Source organism: Pseudoxanthomonas sp. LjRoot204_2 (assembly GCF_056175765.1).
Genome location: NZ_JBGFFG010000666.1, coordinates 1 through 1,286 on the forward strand (window position 1 = coordinate 1; position 1,286 = coordinate 1,286).

Consider the following 1,286-nt stretch of genomic DNA (forward strand, 5'->3'; position numbering starts at 1 on the left):
GGGCCTGCCCCCCGCGGCCGCGGCCGACGCCGCGCTGCTGCAGCGCGCACTGGAAGCGCTACCCGCGGCGACCCGCAGCGTGTTGTGGCTCTACCACGCCGAGGGCTACACCCATGAGGAGATCGCCGGGCTCATGCAGCGCACGCCGAGCTTCTCCAAATCGCAGGTCTCCCGCGGCACGCGCCGGCTGCGGGCGCTGTTGAACATCGAGGACACCGTCCATGCCTGATTCCCGTTCCCGCGAACCCATGCCGCGCGATTGGGGCGATGCCTTCGGCGCCCTGCCGCTGGAAGCGCCACCTCACGGCGCGTGGCAGCGCGTCGCCGCTGCACTGCCGCCAGCGCGCGTGCCGGCACGTCCGGTGCGCTGGCGACGTCCCGTCCTCGCGATGGCCGCGACAGCCTTCTTCGCCGCCGTGATCCCGTTGATGCACTGGCGGGATGCACAGACCCCGATGCCGCCGTCGCAACGCGCGCCTGGGGTCGTGGCCACGGCACCGGCGCTTCCGGACATCCCGGCGCGATCCGCCGATGCCGAACCCGCCGCCGCACCCGTGGGTGTTTCCACGACGCAACGGATCGCTGACGCGCCATCGGCGCGCCCAGCCATCGCACGCCCTGTGCCTCGCGCGCCGACGGAACCCGCCCGTCTCGATGCGCTCTATACCGAATCCGCGCGACTCGAAGCCGTGCTGGCGCAACTACCCGACAGCAGTACCGGCAATGTGGCGGCCCTAACCGTCAGCGCCGACCTGCAGGACCAGGTCAGCCACATCGACCTGGYCCTCTCGCAACCCGCCCTGTCCGAGGCCACGCGCACCGCGCTGTGGGAAGAGCGCGTCGACACGCTGCGCCAGCTCACCGGCGTGGAAGCCACCCAACGCTGGCAGGTCGCGTTGAACGATACCGCCGCCGACAGCGCCATCTACTGATCCAGAACACGCAACAAGGAGACCTTCCATGCTCAAGCCTCTATCCCGGTCGCTGCTGGCCCTTGCACTGATCGCACCGCTGCCGGCGTTGGCCCAGCAGGGCGATGCGGCGAAACAGAAGGAACTGGACGCCGCCCGCGCGGACCTGCAGCGCGCCGCGAAACGCGTCGCCGAACTCTCGCGGGACGCCGGCGCCATGCGCGCACCCGTCGACATCGATCACATCGTCGTGCGTCGGCCGCGCCTCGGCGTGCTGCTCTCGGGTGACGACGCGGCAGGCGTGCGCATCACGGGTGTGACGCCGGACAGCGGCGCGGCCAAGGCCGGCCTAACGGCGGGCGATCGGCTGATGCG

Annotated in this window: 3 protein-coding genes; all 3 read left to right on the forward strand. The window is 71.4% G+C overall.

Annotated features, from left to right (window positions below; translation table 11 throughout):
* The coding region (locus AC04L7_RS18925; protein WP_475513734.1) for an RNA polymerase sigma factor at nucleotides 1-229 on the forward strand (229 nt) is incomplete at its 5' end.
* Nucleotides 222-932 carry a hypothetical protein gene (locus AC04L7_RS18930; protein WP_475513735.1) on the forward strand — a complete coding sequence of 237 codons (711 nt, stop codon included), beginning with the start codon at nucleotides 222-224 and terminating at the stop codon, nucleotides 930-932. The genes AC04L7_RS18925 and AC04L7_RS18930, both read left to right, overlap by 8 nt.
* Nucleotides 933-960: 28 nt before the next feature.
* Nucleotides 961-1,286 (forward strand): hypothetical protein (locus AC04L7_RS18935; protein ID WP_475513736.1); only part of this gene is annotated, 326 nt, incomplete at its 3' end.